At 69.4% G+C, this 13,869-nt stretch carries 14 protein-coding genes and 1 pseudogene; 13 read left to right on the top strand and 2 right to left on the bottom strand.

What is annotated here, in order from left to right; translation table 11 throughout:
* Positions 1–94, top strand: a pseudogene (locus FV227_RS30095) (allantoinase); the annotation flags it as partial.
* Between the two features lie 41 nt (positions 95–135).
* Here the strand turns inward: FV227_RS30095 and FV227_RS30380 are convergent.
* A complete protein-coding gene (locus FV227_RS30380) occupies positions 136–1,293 on the bottom strand; it encodes a flagellar biosynthetic protein FliO (protein WP_147860138.1) in 1,158 nt (385 codons plus the stop codon).
* Positions 1,294–1,511: 218 nt separating this feature from the next.
* Between FV227_RS30380 and flgB the strand changes: the two genes are divergently transcribed.
* From flgB to recA, 8 genes are all read left to right on the top strand, one after another.
* Positions 1,512–1,916, top strand: a complete 405-nt coding sequence (gene flgB / locus FV227_RS24820) for a flagellar basal body rod protein FlgB (RefSeq protein ID WP_147728154.1) — start codon at positions 1,512–1,514, stop codon at positions 1,914–1,916.
* 35 nt (positions 1,917–1,951) lie between these two features.
* Positions 1,952–2,359, top strand: a complete 408-nt coding sequence (gene flgC / locus FV227_RS24815; protein ID WP_147728153.1) for a flagellar basal body rod protein FlgC — start codon at positions 1,952–1,954, stop codon at positions 2,357–2,359.
* Positions 2,360–2,378: 19 nt separating this feature from the next.
* On the top strand, positions 2,379–2,693 hold the full coding sequence (fliE, locus tag FV227_RS24810; protein ID WP_147728152.1) for a flagellar hook-basal body complex protein FliE: 315 nt from the start codon (positions 2,379–2,381) through the stop codon (positions 2,691–2,693).
* 284 nt (positions 2,694–2,977) lie between these two features.
* Positions 2,978–3,244 carry a flagellar biosynthesis protein FliQ gene (fliQ, locus tag FV227_RS24805; RefSeq protein WP_147728151.1) on the top strand — a complete coding sequence of 89 codons (267 nt, stop codon included), beginning with the start codon at positions 2,978–2,980 and terminating at the stop codon, positions 3,242–3,244.
* Between the two features lie 33 nt (positions 3,245–3,277).
* On the top strand, positions 3,278–4,042 hold the full coding sequence (gene fliR, locus FV227_RS24800; protein ID WP_147728150.1) for a flagellar biosynthetic protein FliR: 765 nt from the start codon (positions 3,278–3,280) through the stop codon (positions 4,040–4,042).
* Between the two features lie 53 nt (positions 4,043–4,095).
* Positions 4,096–5,163, top strand: coding sequence for a flagellar biosynthesis protein FlhB (gene flhB, locus FV227_RS24795; protein WP_147728149.1), 1,068 nt, complete (start codon positions 4,096–4,098; stop codon positions 5,161–5,163).
* A 126-nt stretch (positions 5,164–5,289) separates the two neighbouring features.
* Positions 5,290–7,986 (top strand): response regulator, encoded by a 2,697-nt coding sequence (locus tag FV227_RS24790; RefSeq protein WP_147860137.1) that lies wholly within the window; start codon positions 5,290–5,292, stop codon positions 7,984–7,986.
* Positions 7,987–8,122: 136 nt separating this feature from the next.
* Positions 8,123–9,217, top strand: a complete 1,095-nt coding sequence (gene recA / locus FV227_RS24785) for a recombinase RecA (protein ID WP_147728204.1) — start codon at positions 8,123–8,125, stop codon at positions 9,215–9,217.
* A gap of 137 nt (positions 9,218–9,354) precedes the next feature.
* Here the strand turns inward: recA and FV227_RS24780 are convergent, their stop codons facing one another.
* Positions 9,355–9,756, bottom strand: a complete 402-nt coding sequence (locus FV227_RS24780; protein WP_147728203.1) for a hypothetical protein — start codon at positions 9,754–9,756, stop codon at positions 9,355–9,357.
* An 820-nt stretch (positions 9,757–10,576) separates the two neighbouring features.
* On the opposite strand from FV227_RS24780, the gene rpsL reads away from it, so the two are divergent.
* From rpsL to FV227_RS24760, 4 genes are all read left to right on the top strand, one after another.
* Positions 10,577–10,948 (top strand): 30S ribosomal protein S12, encoded by a 372-nt coding sequence (gene rpsL, locus FV227_RS24775; protein WP_066927123.1) that lies wholly within the window; start codon positions 10,577–10,579, stop codon positions 10,946–10,948.
* A 140-nt stretch (positions 10,949–11,088) separates the two neighbouring features.
* The gene (gene rpsG / locus FV227_RS24770) at positions 11,089–11,559 is read left to right on the top strand and encodes a 30S ribosomal protein S7 (protein ID WP_147728202.1); all 471 of its coding nucleotides are present in this window, start codon (positions 11,089–11,091) and stop codon (positions 11,557–11,559) included.
* Positions 11,560–11,590: 31 nt separating this feature from the next.
* On the top strand, positions 11,591–13,666 hold the full coding sequence (gene fusA / locus FV227_RS24765; RefSeq protein ID WP_147728201.1) for an elongation factor G: 2,076 nt from the start codon (positions 11,591–11,593) through the stop codon (positions 13,664–13,666).
* A 79-nt stretch (positions 13,667–13,745) separates the two neighbouring features.
* On the top strand, positions 13,746–13,869 hold a 124-nt coding region (locus FV227_RS24760), incomplete at its 3' end, for a GTP-binding protein (RefSeq protein WP_246686237.1).

Raw genomic sequence — 13,869 nt, 5'->3', positions numbered from 1 at the left:
CCACGGCCTCAAGTGGATCGACATGCGCGACGCCTCCCGGGCGGAGGAGGCCGCCGCGATGGACGAGGCGATCCGCATCCATGCGGCGGTGACGGTCTTTTTTTTTTTTTTTTTTGATACGGCTACCACCGCGATTTACTCAAGGAGTATCGTCTGATGCGTTAGATGTGTATAAGATACAGCCCGCGGCTCGACCGGTGCGGCCGGCGCCGGCGGAGGAACCGGCTCGGCCGGCGGCGGAGCGGGCAGGAACGGTTCGGGCTCGGGGACCGGTGCGGGTGCGGGTGCGGGTGCGGGCTTCTCCGCGGACGGTGCGGGCGCGGGCTCGCCGGCCGGGGCATCGACCGGCGCCGCCATGGCCGCGGCCATCGGATCGATCGCGGCTGGCGCCGCCGGAGCGGGTGCCGGGCTCGGAGCGGGCGCGGGCGCCGTCCAGGCCGGCGACGGCGACGGGGTCACGGCCGAGGCCGGCCGGGCGAGCGCGGCCTCGAGCTGGCGGGCCATGTCCGAGAGGATGGCGGGATCGACCGGGCGACGCTCGGCCGGCGGCAACGGAGGGATCGGCGGGATCGCGGCCGGCGCGAAGGCGGGCTCCTCGGGCGGCGGCTCGGAGCGCGGGCGCTCGGAGGCGACGTCGGGGCGCGGGTTGATCAGCGGCGGCGCGGTCCGGCGCATCGGGCGCCGCGCCGGCGCGTCCGGCCGCGGCCCGGTGACGATCGCCTCGGACGGACGCGCGTCGGGCGTGAGCAGCTCGGGAGCGCGATCCGGGCGGGGTTCGGCCTCGTCGAGGATCGCCGCGTCGAGGGGCGGGACGGAAGCGAGCGCGCCGCCCGGGCCGGACACGGTCGGCGCGAGCACGATCGGCATGGCGAAGTCGGGCCGGAACGCCGCCTGGGCCTGCGTCTCGAGGCCCGGGAAGGGGTCGAGCCCGGCCTCGGCGAGCGGCTCGGCCATCGCCTCGGGGCGCAGGGCCGGATCGCGCTGCTGCCCGCGCTGGATGTGGCGCTCGATCACCACGTCGTTCGGGCCGCCGACGAGCAGCAGATGCTCGACGTTGTCGCGCCGCAGCAGGATCAGCTGGCGCTGCCGGTCGAGCTCGTACACGTCGACGATCCCGAGGCGCGGCTGGCGCGCGCGCTGACCGCCGCGCTTCGCGTCGGCGAGACCGCCGCCGCCGAGCCGGCGCACAACCAGCACGATCACCGTCAGCACCGCGAAGATCACGGCGAAGATGGTGACGTACTGCACGACCGGAGAGCCGTCAGACCCGAACACGGACTGCAACCATTGCACGGACGATACTCTCGTTCTTCACGGGCCCGGGAGGGCCCTACGCAAAACCGCCCCGTCAGTATCACGGCCGGCCCGCCGCCGGGCAATCATCGTTAAGTCTTCGTTAACAGCTTCGCTGCGGCGCCCGGCCGCGGAAACCTTAACCCGGCGTTAACCAAGCGGGCGGCAGATTTTGCCGGGCGGCCGGAGACCGGGCCGCGCGAATCCGGAGCCCCCTCGTGGCCGTCACCGACATGCCGCTCCTGGGAATGCTCCGGACCAAGATGCAGTGGCATCAGGCGCGCCAGAAGCTCCTGGCCGAGAACGTCGCCAACGCCGACATGCCCGGCTTCCGCCCGCGCGACCTGGCGCAGCCGAGCTTCGACCGGTCGACCGGCCTCGCCGCCTCGACCGGGAGCGCGATGACGCTGACCAGCGTCGGGCACATCGCCGCCTCGGGCGACACCGGCGTCGGCGCCGATCCGCGCCGCGTCACCGAGTTCGAGATCCGCCCGAGCGGCAACGGCGTCAACCTCGAGGACGAGATGATGAAGTCCGGCGACAACCAGTCGGACTACCAGCTCGCCGCGTCGATGTACCAGAAGAGCCTCGATGTCCTGAAGATCGCCATCGGCAAGAAGTGATCGCGAGCCGAGACATGATCGGGGAGGCTTGAGCCATGGATTTCACGAAGTCGCTCTCGATCGCCGCCGCCGGTCTGAAGGCCCAGTCCGGCCGGATGCGGATCATCGCCGAGAACATCGCCAACGCGGATTCGGCGCCGCAGACGCCGACCGGCGAGCCGTACCGGCGCAAGATCCCGACCTTCAAGAGCCATGTCGACCGCGAGACCGGCGCCAACCTCGTGGAGGCGGGACGCGTCCGCCGCGACATGACCGCGTTCCGGACCAAGTACGATCCCGGCAACCCGGCCGCCGACGCGAAGGGCGAGGTGCGGATGCCCAACGTCAACGGCCTGATCGAGAACATGGACATGCGCGAGGCCCAGCGCTCCTACGAGGCGAACCTCAACATGGTCACCACCACGCGCAGGATGATCTCCCGCACCCTCGAAATCCTGAAGTAGGCGAAGGCGGGACACGATCATGGCCAGCAGCAACTTCGCGGCCGGCGCCTACGCCGCCGTCCAGAACGTCGGCAGCTTCAAGGGGCCGCCGAAGATCCAGCCGACGCAAGGGGCGGGCAACGACTTCACTCAGCTGCTCGGCCAGGCGCTCGACGGCGTCGGCGATGCCGGCCGCAAGGCCGACGCGCAGGGCCTGGCGGTGGCCGCCGGCAAGGCCAACGTCGTCGACGTGGTCACGGCGGTGGCCGAGAGCGAGACCGCCCTGCAGACCATGGTGGCGGTGCGCGACCGGATGATCTCGGCCTACGAGGAGATCATGCGGATGCAGATCTAGCGCGTCTTCTCCCGCCCCCGGCAGGCCACCGGATTCACGCATCCGACGGTGCCGAAAGGCGCCCGACGACAACGCCCCCGTCATCCCGGGGCTGCGAAGCAGGGCCCGGGATCCAGAAGCCGCCGCGGCGGCAAGCTCGGGCACCGCCGGCGGCTCTGGATCCCGGGTTCGCTGAAGGCGCCCGGGAAAGGCGGCGGCCGAGTCTCGAGGTGCTTCGGAGATGCCTGAACCCGGTCGCCCGTCGCGGGGACTTGGAATTTCGTCAGCAATCGGACCTCGGACACATGACCGGCCTCGCCATCCTCGACGTCGCGCGCGACGGCATCTTCGTCTTCCTCAAGGTCGCCGGGCCGCTGATGCTCGTGGCGCTCGCCGTCGGGCTCGTGGTCTCGCTGGTCCAGGCGCTGACGCAGATCCAGGAGCAGACCCTGATCTACGTGCCCAAGATCGTCTCGGTCTTCGCCGCCCTCCTGCTGATGCTGCCGTTCATGGGCGACGCGCTCGCCGGCTACATGACCCGCATCGCCGCGCGCATCGCCGCCGGCCAGTGAGACGGGGCGGGCGGCCGGCTGCTATGACGCGCCATGAACCTGCTCCTGCCCGGGATCGCGGCGGCCTACCTGCTGACCTTCGCCCGCGTCGGCACGCTGATCATGCTGATGCCGGGCATCGGCGAGCAGTCGGTCTCGCCGCGCATCCGGCTGTCCTTCGCCCTGCTGGTCTCGCTGCTGCTGTTCCCGATGGTGAGGCCGCTGCTGGCGGTGGGCCCCGACGCGATCGGCGCGCCCCGGCTGATCGGCCTGCTGTTCTCGGAGACGCTGGTCGGGCTGGTGATCGGGCTGACCGTGCGGATGATCCTCGCCGCGCTCCAGACCGCGGGCCTGATCGTCTCGCAGCAGCTCGGCCTGTCCTACGCCATGACCGTCGACCCGGCGCAGGGCGGCCAGCAGCCGGCGCTCGGCAACTTCCTGTCGCTGCTCGGCATCACGCTGATCCTCGCGGCCGACCTGCACCACGTGGCGCTCGACGCGATCTCGCGGAGCTACGCGGTGCTGCCGCCGCAGGCGGTGCCGGCCTTCGGCGATGCGGCGACGCTGGCGCTGAAGGCGGTCGGCCGCGGGTTCACCCTCGGCGTCCAGATCGCCTCGCCGTTCATCGCCTTCGGCATCCTGTTCAACCTCGGCCTCGGGGTGCTGTCGCGGCTGATGCCGCAGCTGCAGGTGTTCTTCGTCGCGGTGCCGGCCTCGGTGCTGATCGGCATGCTGATCCTGTTCGGCTCGCTCGGCGTGATGATGACCGTGTTCCTGGACGACCTCGGCCGCTACCTGCTCGAGTTCGCCGGGCGGTGACCACGACGACGCACAGCCGCCGCGGCCCCGGCCAGGTCGGGAGCCGTTGACCCATGGCCGAGGGGACCGAGCAGGAAGACAAGACCGAGGAGCCGACCCAGCGCCGGCTCGATCAGGCGATCGAGCAGGGCAACGTCGCGACCAGCGCCGAGATCAACACCTTCGCGATCCTGGCCGCCTTCACCCTGGCGCTGATGATCGCCGGGCCGGGCATCGCCCGCGGCCTGCTCGCCGAGATGCGCGGCTTCCTGATGAACGCCCACGCGGTCCCCGACGACCCGCACGCCATGGCGGGGATCGCCGGCCGCACCCTGACGATCTGGTTCCAGGCGCTCGCGGTCCCGGTCGGGCTCGTCGCGGTGGCGGGGCTGGCCGCCGGCCTGCTGCAGCACCCCCTGGTCTTCACCACCGAGACGCTCGGGCCGAAGTTCGAGCGGATCTCGCCGATGGCCGGCGCCAAGCGCATCCTCGGGCTCGAGGCGCTGTTCCAGTTCGGCAAGGGGCTCGCCAAGATGGCGGTCGTCGGGGTGGTGGTCGGCACCGTGCTGTGGCGCGACCGCGACCGGCTCGAGGTGTTCGCCCGCCTCGATCCGGCGGCCTGCCTCAGCGCGATCCTCGGCATCAGCGTCAAGCTGCTCGGCGGCGTGCTCGCCATCCATCTCGTGATCACGATGGCCGACGCCCTGTACCAGCGCTACCGCTGGCGCCAGCGCCTGCGCATGTCCAAGGAGGAGATGAAGCAGGAGATGAAGGAATCGGACGGCAACCCCGAGGTGAAGGGCCGGATGAAGCAGATCCGGATGCAGCGGGTGAAGAAGCGGATGATGGCCGCCGTGCCGACCGCCACGGTGATCATCACCAACCCGACCCACTACGCGGTGGCCCTGCGCTACGAGGCCGGCATGGGCGCGCCGGTCTGCGTCGCCAAGGGCGTCGACTCCCTGGCCTTCCGCATCCGCGAGCTGGCCAAGGCGCACGACGTGCCGGTGCTGGAGAACCCGCCGCTCGCCCGCGCGCTGCACGCCACCGTGGACATCGACGAGGCGATCCCGGCCGAGCACTACAAGGCGGTCGCCGAGGTGATCGGCTTCGTGATGCGCCTGCGCCGCCGGGCCGCCTGACGGGTCCGTACGCACGGTTTGTCCACCTTCCTCCGTCAGGCTTCGCCGCGACCGACCGGAAGACAGCCCTTGCCGATCGGCGGCGTGAAGGCATAACCGGTCCTTCGTTTCTGGATTCAAGGCCCGATGGCGGATCTGAGTGGACCCACGCCCGCGGTTTCGGGCTCGATCGACCGGTCGGAACGGCCCGGGCGGGTCGGATTGCTGCTCGTCCTCGCCGGGCTGCTGGTCGGGGCGGCGATAGGCCTGTCGTTCGTGGCCAACGAGCAGGCGCAGTCGCTGATCATCTGGCTGCTGGCGCTGCTGGCCATGGCCGGCGTGTTCTTCCTGTTCGCGATGGCGATCGGCGCGATCCAGCTCAGCGGGCAGGGCGGGCGCGACGACATCACCAAGGCGATCGTCGACGCCGCCCCCGAGGCGACCGTCGTGGTCGAGGAGGGCGGCCGGCTGATCTACGCCAACGAGGCCTATCTCCACGTCGCGGGCGGCGACAGCTTCTCGACGCTGCGCCCGGTCGAGCGGATCTTCGTCGGCTCGCCGGAGGTGTCGGAGGCGATCTACCGCCTGTCCCAGGGCGCCCGCGACGGGCGCAGCCACGCCGAGGAGGTGCGGATGTCGCCGCCGCCGGCGGCGAGCGCCAGGGGGCGCGACTTCGCCTGGTACCGCATCCAGGTCCGCCCGCTTCCGCGGCCGGGACGGGCCGCCTCGCTGTGGACGGTCAGCGACATCACCGCCGAGCGCGAGCGCCAGGAGAACGTCTTCCAGGAACTCCAGCACGCGATCGACTACCTCGACCACGCGCCCGCCGGCTTCCTCTCGATCGATCCGACCGGGGCGATCGTCTACATGAACGCGACGCTGGCGGCCTGGCTCGGCTACGACCTCGCGGTCGTCGGCCCCGGCGGCCCGCACCTCTCCGAGATCGCGCCCGCCGCCGACGCGCTGATCCAGAATGCCGGGCTCCCCGGCGAGGTCCGCACCGACCGGTTCGACCTCGACCTGCGCCGCCGCAACGGCCACCCGATGCCGGCGCGGCTGTATCACCGCGTCGCCTTCGGCAAGGACGGCAAGCCCGGCGCGTCGCGGACCTTCGTCATCAACCGCTCGGCCGGGGCCGAGAGCGACGAGCCGCAGCGCGCCGCCGAGGTGCGGCTCGCGCGCTTCCTCAACAACTCGCCGATCGCGATCGCGACGCTGGACCGCTCCGGCCGGATCGCGCGGGCGAACGCCTCGTTCGCGCGCCTGTTCGGCACCCTGCCGCGGCACGCGGTGGCCGATTCGGCCGCCGGCGCCGAGGAGCCGAACGTCGCCGAATCGGTGGTCGAGCGCGACCGCCCGGCCCTCGATGCAGCGCTCGCCAAGGCGGCGAGCGGGCTCTCCGAGATCGAGCCGATCGAGGTGATGCTGATGGGCAATGCCAACCGCTCGGCGCGGGTCTGGCTCAGCCCCGCCGGCGGGGAGGGCGCTCCGGGCCAGGAGCCGGAGGAGGCCGATCGCGAGCCGCTGATCCTCTACGCCCTCGACACCACGGCCCAGCGCCAGCTCGAGCAGCAGATCGCCCAGACCCAGAAGATGGACACCGTCGGCCAGCTCGCCGGCGGCATCGCGCACGACTTCAACAACGTCCTCCAGGCGATCATCGGCTACTCGGACCTGCTGCTCGCGAGCCACAAGCCGACCGATCCGGCCTTCCAGGACATCATGCAGATCAAGCAGAACGCCAACCGGGCGGCGGGCCTCGTGCGCCAGCTCCTGGCGTTCTCCCGCCGCCAGACGCTGCGCCCGGAGGTGATGAACGTCGGGGAGGCGCTCTCGGAGCTGACGCTGCTGCTGAAGCGCCTGCTCGGCGAGCGGGTCGGGCTCGACCTCAAGCATGGGCGCGACATCTGGCCGGTGAAGGCCGACGTGAACCAGTTCGAGCAGGTGATCGTGAACCTGGCGGTCAACGCCCGCGACGCGATGCCCGGCGGCGGCCGCCTGCTGATCCGCACCGCCAACGTGCTCGACCCGGGCGCCGCGGCGAAGCCCGACGGGCGCGGCGGCGCGCCGGCCGGCGACCACGTGCTGATCGAGGTGCTCGACACCGGCGAGGGCATCCCGGCCGACCTGATGGAGAAAATCTTCGAGCCGTTCTTCACCACCAAGGAGATCGGCAAGGGGACCGGCCTCGGCCTCTCGACGGTGTTCGGCATCGTCAAGCAGTCGGGCGGCACCATCGACGTGCAGTCGACCGTGGGCGAGGGCACGAGCTTCCGGATCTACCTGCCGCGCCACGAGCCGGCGGCGCTGCCGGAGCCGGCGCCGACGCCGGCGCTGCCGAGCCCGACTGCCGACGCGTCCGCTCCCGCCACCGCAGCGCAGGCGCCGGGCGAAAGCTTCGTCCTCGTCGGCGATCCGCCCGCGCCGCCGACCCCGAAGGCGCCCCCGCGAAAACCCTCGGCCGACCATACCGGGCAGGGGGTGATCCTGCTCGTGGAGGACGAAGATCCGGTCCGCGCCGTCAACAGCCGCGCGCTGTCGGCCCGCGGCTACACCGTGCTCGAGGCCGCTTCCGGCATCGACGCGCTGCACATCGTTCGCGAGGGCGGCCACCAGATCGACCTCGTCGTCTCTGACGTGGTGATGCCGGAGATGGACGGCCCGACCCTGCTGCGCGAGATCCGCAAGCACCTGCCGGAGCTCAAGGTGATCTTCGTCTCCGGCTATGCCGAGGACGCCTTCCGCAAGAACCTGCCGGAAGGCGAGACCTTCAACTTCCTGCCCAAGCCCTTCAGCCTGAAGCAGCTCGTCGAGACGGTGAAGGCGACGATGGCCGAGCCGTGAGGCGGCGGGCAGGCGCGGAAAAGGCTCCTCGGCGAGCCGATTCCGCCCTTGCTCGATGAGAACAAAACGGGTACATCAAATGCAGGTTCCAGCGCATTGAGATGCGCGCCCAACCCCTGCATAAGGATGCCGCACGATGGCTCAGGCCGCACTGAAAGTGGTGGAAACCCCCGGCATGGTGGACAAGGACAAGGCGAAGGCGATCGACGCCGCGCTGTCCCAGATCGAGCGGGCCTTCGGCAAGGGCTCGATCATGCGGCTCGGCAAGAACGACAAGGTGGCGGAGGTCGAGACCGTCTCCACCGGGTCGCTCGGCCTCGACATCGCGCTCGGCGTCGGCGGCCTGCCGCGCGGCCGCGTCATCGAGATCTACGGGCCGGAATCGTCGGGCAAGACCACGCTCGCGCTCCACACCATCGCCGAGGCCCAGAAGAAGGGCGGCGTCTGCGCCTTCGTCGATGCCGAGCACGCCCTCGACCCGGTCTACGCGCGCAAGCTCGGCGTCCAGCTCGACGACCTGCTGATCTCGCAGCCCGACACCGGCGAGCAGGCGCTCGAGATTACCGATACGCTGGTGCGCTCCGGCGCGATCGACGTGCTGGTGGTCGATTCGGTGGCGGCGCTGACGCCGCGCGCCGAGATCGAGGGCGAGATGGGCGACAGCCAGCCCGGCCTCCAGGCCCGCCTGATGAGCCAGGCGCTGCGCAAGCTCACCGGCTCGATCTCGCGCTCGAAGTGCATGGTGATCTTCATCAACCAGATCCGGATGAAGATCGGCGTGATGTACGGCAGCCCGGAGACGACCACGGGCGGCAACGCGCTGAAGTTCTACGCATCGGTCCGTCTCGACATCCGCCGCATCTCGACCCTCAAGGACCGGGACGAGGCGATCGGCAACCAGGTCCGCGTCAAGGTCGTGAAGAACAAGGTCGCGCCGCCGTTCAAGCAGGTCGAGTTCGACATCATGTTCGGCGAGGGCGTGTCGAAGGTCGGCGAGCTGATCGATCTCGGCGTCAAGGCCGGCATCGTCGAGAAGTCCGGCGCCTGGTTCTCCTACAACAGCCAGCGGCTCGGCCAGGGCCGCGAGAACTCCAAGGGGTTCCTGCGCGACAACCCCGAGATCGCGGGCAAGATCGAGACGTCGATCCGGCAAAATTCGGGGCTCGTCGCCGAGAAGATCCTGGAGAACGCCAAGCCGACCGAGGACGAGCTCGACGAGGGCGAGGCGTAGTCCGCACCGCCCCTCCGAAGCGGCACACCGAAACGAAGAAGCGCGCCGGCCCGGGAGGGCGGCGCGCTTCTTCGTTATGAAGCCCCGAATGGGGAATGCCGGACGGGCCGGCGCCTCGGCTCAGACGGCGCGAAGGCTCACGCCGAAAAGCCAGCCGGCTCGAACAGGAAGTCGTCGATCGTCGGGATGCTCACGGAGAGCCCGGCATAGGCCGGCTTCGACAGGCGCCACGGCCGCTCGGCCCGGGCGCGGATCGCCTCCGAGGGACGCAGGCGGCGCAGCGAGCCTTCCGGCTCGACCTCCTCGACGGTGAGGAAGCCGTAGACCTGCAGCCGGGACGCGATCAGCTTGGTCTCGCGGTCGCCCGCCGCCACCGTGAGCGTCCCCGTGGCATAGACCGCATCCATCAGCGCGCGCTGCTCGGACCGGCGCTGGGCCTGGCCCTCGCGGACGCCGCCCTCGTACGGCAGAGGCCGGCCCGCGGCGGCGATCCGCCGGAAGGGGACGACGTTCTCGGCCGCACTCGAAACGCTACCCATACGCATCACCCTGACCGTCGCCACATCGCATGGTCGGGTGCGCATCGCGCCGTCCCGACGAAGCGGACAATTCGACGAATCGCTTTAATCTTCTGTGAGCGCTGTCGAAGCGGGCTGTGCCCGACCTGCCCCGATCCGGCACGGTGCGCCGCGCTGACGAGGTCGCCCACCCGACGAGCAAGCTCCGGCCTCGCGCGGGCTATGGGAGGTCGACGTGATCAGGGAACGCGTCCCGATGGGCGCGGAGGTGATCGCCCCGGGCCCGAGCGCCGCCTGGAATAGCCGCCGCCAAGGTAACGCCGCCACCGGTCTGCACGGGCCCGACGGCACGAGCCGCGGCCTCGCGGTACGCAGACCACGACATTCGCACGCTCGCCGGGCGCGTGAACCGGCACGGAGACCCGGAGGCGGATCGCTTCGGGCAACCGTCCCGCACAAAACCTTAACCTCTCGTCGGATGCGAGATAATCGGCCGGAAACCATTGACCCCTCGGGCGATGGAGGCTAGAAGCGCGCCACTTCGAACGGCCCGGGGGCTGCTGACGAGGCTGAGCATCACGCTCATCCGTTCGTCGACGACGCGCCGATCCACCGTCGAAGGCTCACATCGCCTGACGTTCTCGTCAGATCAGTAGGTACGAGCGCGCCTGCCTTAACAGGGGTGCTCCTCTGCCGACAGCGCGCCAAGGGTCCTCACCGACCCCTGGCGCATATTCGTTTTGCGGATCTCCTTCGGGAGGTTCGTGGGCGGCTCCGCAGGGAGCCACGTTACGTCGCACGGGATCGCGCTTCGTCGCGATCCGGAGGAAGAGGGCACAGGATGCCGACGATCAACCAACTGATCGCGCAGCCGCGGAAGATCCAGCGGAGCCGCAACAAGGTGCCGGCGCTCAACGCCTGCCCGCAGAAGCGCGGCGTCTGCACCCGCGTCTACACGACGACCCCGAAGAAGCCGAACTCGGCGCTCCGCAAGGTCGCCAAGGTCCGCCTCACCAACGGCTTCGAGGTGATCGGTTACATCCCGGGCGAAGGCCACAACCTTCAGGAGCACTCGGTGGTGATGATCCGCGGCGGCCGCGTGAAGGACCTTCCGGGCGTGCGCTACCACATCCTCCGCGGCGTGCTCGACACGCAGGGCGTCAAGAACCGCAAGCAGCGCCGCTCCAAGTACGGCGCCAAGCGCCCGAAGTAAGATCTTCCCGTCCGGACGTTTTGCCCGGGCGGCCAACACGGCATTCCACTGCCTCGTAAGGATGTCGCCGGCGCTCTTCAGGAGTGGCTCAAGGCGGCCTGCGCGAGGTGCTTAGATCCTTATCCCTCGGAAGTTCCGCAATGTCCCGTCGCCATTCTGCCGAGAAGCGTGAGATCATCCCCGATCCGAAGTACGGGGATATCGTCCTCACCAAGTTCATGAATTCGATCATGTACGAGGGCAAGAAGTCCGTCGCCGAGCGGATCGTGTACGGCGCCTTCGAGATCGTCGAGAACCGCGCCCGCGCCAACCCGATCGAGGTGTTCCGCGCCGCCCTCGAGAACGTCGCCCCGATGATCGAGGTGCGCTCCCGGCGCGTCGGCGGCGCGACCTACCAGGTCCCCGTCGAGGTCCGCACCGAGCGCCGGCAGGCGCTGGCGATCCGGTGGCTGATCCAGGCCGCCCGCGGCCGCAACGACCGCACCATGGTCGAGCGCCTCTCGGCCGAGTTCCTCGATGCCGCGAACAATCGCGGCAACGCCGTCAAGAAGCGGGAAGACACGCACCGGATGGCGGAAGCCAACCGCGCCTTCTCGCACTACCGCTGGTAAGCGGCCCGACGCCCCTTTCGGAGAGATCCCGATGCCCCGCACCCACGCGATCGAGGACTACCGCAACTTCGGCATCATGGCCCACATTGATGCCGGCAAGACCACGACCACCGAGCGGATCCTCTACTACACCGGCAAGTCCCATAAGATCGGCGAGGTCCATGAGGGCGCCGCCACCATGGACTGGATGGAGCAGGAGCAGGAGCGCGGCATCACGATCACGTCCGCCGCGACGACGTGCTTCTGGCGCGAGAAGCGCCTGAACATCATCGACACGCCCGGCCACGTCGACTTCACCATCGAGGTAGAGCGCTCGCTCCGCGTGCTCGACGGCGCGGTGTGCGTGCTCGACGGCAACCAGGGCGTCGAGCCCCAGACCGAGACCGTCTGGCGCCAGGCCGACAAGTACGACGTCCCGCGCGTCGTGTTCGTGAACAAGATGGACAAGATCGGCGCCGACTTCTTCAAGTGCGTCGCCGACATCATCACCCGCGTCGCCGGCAAGCCGGTATGCCTGCAGCTGCCGATCGGCGCCGAGAACACCTTCAAGGGCGTGATCGACCTGATCAAGATGAAGGCGATCGTCTGGTCGGGTGAGGCGCTCGGCGCCAACTACGACGAGGAAGAGATCCCGGCCGACCTGAAGGATCAGGCGGTCGAGTACCGCACCAAGATGATCGAGGCCTGCGTCGAGCTCGACGACGAAGCCATGACCGCCTACCTCGACGGCGTCGAGCCGAGCGAGGAGACCCTTCGCAAGCTCGTCCGCCGCGCCGTGCAGCTGCGCGCCTTCCACCCGGTGCTCTGCGGCTCGGCGTTCAAGAACAAGGGCGTTCAGCCGCTGCTCGACGCGGTCGTCGATTACCTGCCGTCTCCCGCCGACCGCGGCGAGATCAAGGGCCTCGACTTCAAGACCGAGGAAGAGATCGTTCGTCACCCGACGGACACCGATCCCTTCTCCATGCTCGCCTTTAAGATCATGGACGATCCCCACGTCGGCACGATCACCTTCTGCCGCGTGTACTCGGGCAAGATCGAGTCGGGCGCCAACGTGCTCAACTCCTCGCGCGACAAGAAGGAGCGCGTCGGCCGCATGCTCCTGATGCACGCCAACAACCGCGAGGACGTCAAGGAAGCCTTCGCCGGCGACATCGTCGCGCTGGCCGGCCTCAAGGACACCCGCACCGGCGACACGCTGTCGGACCCGGTCAAGGTCGTGATCCTCGAGAAGATGGAGTTCCCGGAGCCCGTCATCGAGATCGCGGTCGAGCCGAAGTCGAAGGCCGACCAGGAGAAGCTCGGCATCGCGCTCGCCAAGCTCGCGGCCGAGGATCCGTCCTTCCGCGTCTCCACCGATCAGGAGTCGGGCCAGACCATCCTGCGCGGGATGGGCGAGCTCCACCTCGACATCAAGGTCGACATCCTGCGCCGCACCTACAAGGTCGACGCCAACATCGGCCAGCCGCAGGTGGCGTACCGCGAGAAGCTGACCCGCCGGACCGAGATCGACTACACCCACAAGAAGCAGACCGGCGGGACCGGCCAGTTCGCGCGGGTGAAGTTCGTGGTCGAGCCGAACGAGCCGGGCAAGGGCTTCGAGTTCGCCTCGAAGGTGATCGGCGGCGCGGTGCCCAAGGAGTACATCCCGGGCGTCGAGAAGGGGCTCAACTCGGTCCTCGGCGCCGGCATCCTCGCCGGCTTCCCGGTGGTCGACATCAAGGTCGAGCTGATCGACGGCGCCTATCACGACGTCGACTCCTCGGCGCTGGCCTTCGAGATCGCGTCCAGGGCGGCGCTGCGCGAGGCCCTGCAGAAGGGCGGCTCCGTGCTGCTCGAGCCGGTGATGAAGGTCGAGGTCGTCTCGCCGGAGGAGTATACCGGCTCGGTGATCGGCGATCTCAACTCCCGCCGCGGCCAGATCCAGGGCCAGGACATGCGCGGCAACGCGAACGTCATCAACGCGATGGTGCCGCTCGCCAACATGTTCGGCTACGTGAACCAGCTGCGCTCCTTCTCGCAGGGCCGCGCCAACTTCACGATGCAGTTCGACCACTACGAGGAAGTGCCGCGCGGCGAAGCCGACAAGGTCATCGCCAAGTACGCGTAAGTCTTTCCTCGACATCCCATCCGCGTCGCCGGCCTGACCGCAGGTCCGGCGCGCACCCCTCATCGAACCGGAGGCTACCATGGCCAAAGAGAAGTTTGCCCGCACGAAGCCGCACTGCAACATCGGCACGATCGGTCACGTCGACCACGGCAAGACGTCGCTGACGGCGGCGATCACGAAGGTCTTGGCGGAGTCCGGCGGGG

The organism is Methylobacterium sp. WL119 (assembly GCF_008039875.1).
Classification (GTDB): domain Bacteria; phylum Pseudomonadota; class Alphaproteobacteria; order Rhizobiales; family Beijerinckiaceae; genus Methylobacterium.
Note: the sequence above shows the minus strand (reverse complement) of the source record. Positions and strands in the feature narration are given on the sequence as shown.